We start from the raw sequence: 1,705 nt of genomic DNA, 5'->3' as shown, positions 1-1,705 counted from the left end.
AGTATTATTGTTGTTTGTTGATTTAATTATACCTGGGAGCTGAGCACTTGGCTCTCTTTTTTTTATCAATTTACACCATTATACGGGCATAACCAGAGTATATGAAGGGACTAACGAAAGTAAAAGAAAAAATGATAAAAATGTAAAAAATATCACGAATTTTTTGCATCATGCCAAGTCATTTGACTTTAGTAATTAGAGGACGTTTTGGAATGTTCCTTCACTGAAACTTGACACTTGATAAGTGCACCCTGAAAGCCTACCAGGAGTTCTGCCATGACCTTTCTTTTTCTGAAAGCAAGCGGAATCATAATGACACTCCCGATGATGGGCGGCTGATCAAAGCCTTATGATCAGTGACCTGTGTATGCAGGCAGATGCAGTCTGAGACGACTGCAGGCGACAGGAAAACGCACGACAGACTACCGCTCCCAAATTTCTATGCGGAGATGAAACGGAGAGGGAAGAATCTCTCCAACTTACAGGAGTTTGCAAAATCTATCAATTATCTTCTGACCCATAAGATAGAAACAATGGAGGAACTCCTGGGCAGGATTGGAATTTTGTCGCCGGAGACTATGTTTACATATTAGAAAAAGCCGGTGCCGTACCGGTCATAATTCCGCAGTATGAAAATCCTCAAAACGTCAAGTCGATTCTGGATTGTCTGGACGGAGTCGTCATCACCGGCGGACATGATGTTGATCCGGTTTGTTACGGTGAATTTCCTAAGGAATATTGCGGCAGAGTCATGTCAAAAAGAGACCGGCAGGATATCGAAATCGCAAACTATTTTCTGTTTGCAAAAAAGAAACCTGTTTTGGGAATTTGTCGAGGAATTCAAATAATCAACGTTGCCTGTGGCGGAACTCTGTACCAGGATCTTGTCAAGGAAGGAGGGTTTGAAAGCCATTCAGGAAGCAGATATCCGCGCAATGAGGGATGGCATCGAGTCGATTTTGAACCGCGGAGTCGCTTTGCGGATATCTTCGGAAAAAGCAGCGTCATGGTCAATTCCTATCATCATCAGGGAGTCAGCTTGCCGGGAAAAGGATGCGAAATCAAGGGAAAGTCGGAAGACGGAGTCCCAGAGGCAATCGAGGTGATGAATCATCCGTTTGCGCTGGCAGTTCAATGGCATCCGGAAATGATGTTTGATTCTGAAGAACAGGTGAAAATTTTAGCAGCATTCGTTGATGCTGCCAAGAAATTTTGAAACTGCGTCAAAAATATTTCCCGGGGAATAAATGATCTTTTTTTGGTCGTATTTAAATAAAGTTTGGTTGATTATTGAGATAGCGTACAATTCTAAAAAAGGTCGAGCGGCTGGCGAAAAAACATTTAAAAAAGTGCTTGCTATTTTATTCTGACATGGTATACTTAAAGAGTTGCTAATGAAGAGTGCTTGATTTTAAACTCGTAAAAGGTGTTGACGCATTGATTTTTACGTGTTATGATTATCAAGTTGTCACTTCTGGTGATAATGCAAAATAAAAATTATTATTGACATTTCTTTTGAAAGGTGCGATAATAATTTGGTCGGCAAATTGATTTTATTAAATCGAATCGAAAATAACTTTTAAAAAGTTATTGACAAGATAATTTGTTGATGATATGCTTAAGAAGTCGCAACGAGCGACATGTGAAACAGATCTTTGAAAACTGAACAAAGTTTCGATAAGCAAATGTGCAGGGCTTCTTGTTT

At 40.0% G+C, this 1,705-nt stretch carries 1 pseudogene; it reads left to right on the top strand.

The features are described 5' to 3' along the window. Positions 1 to 559: 559 nt before the first annotated feature. A pseudogene (locus tag BMZ95_RS10570) lies at positions 560 to 1,216 on the top strand (gamma-glutamyl-gamma-aminobutyrate hydrolase family protein); the annotation flags it as partial. Between the last annotated feature and the right edge of the window lie 489 nt (positions 1,217 to 1,705).

It is taken from the genome of Ligilactobacillus ruminis DSM 20403 = NBRC 102161 (assembly GCF_900113455.1).
Taxonomy (GTDB): Bacteria; Bacillota; Bacilli; order Lactobacillales; family Lactobacillaceae; genus Ligilactobacillus; species Ligilactobacillus ruminis.
The sequence above is the reverse complement of the archived record's forward strand: the minus strand, read 5'-3'. Positions and strand labels throughout refer to the sequence as shown.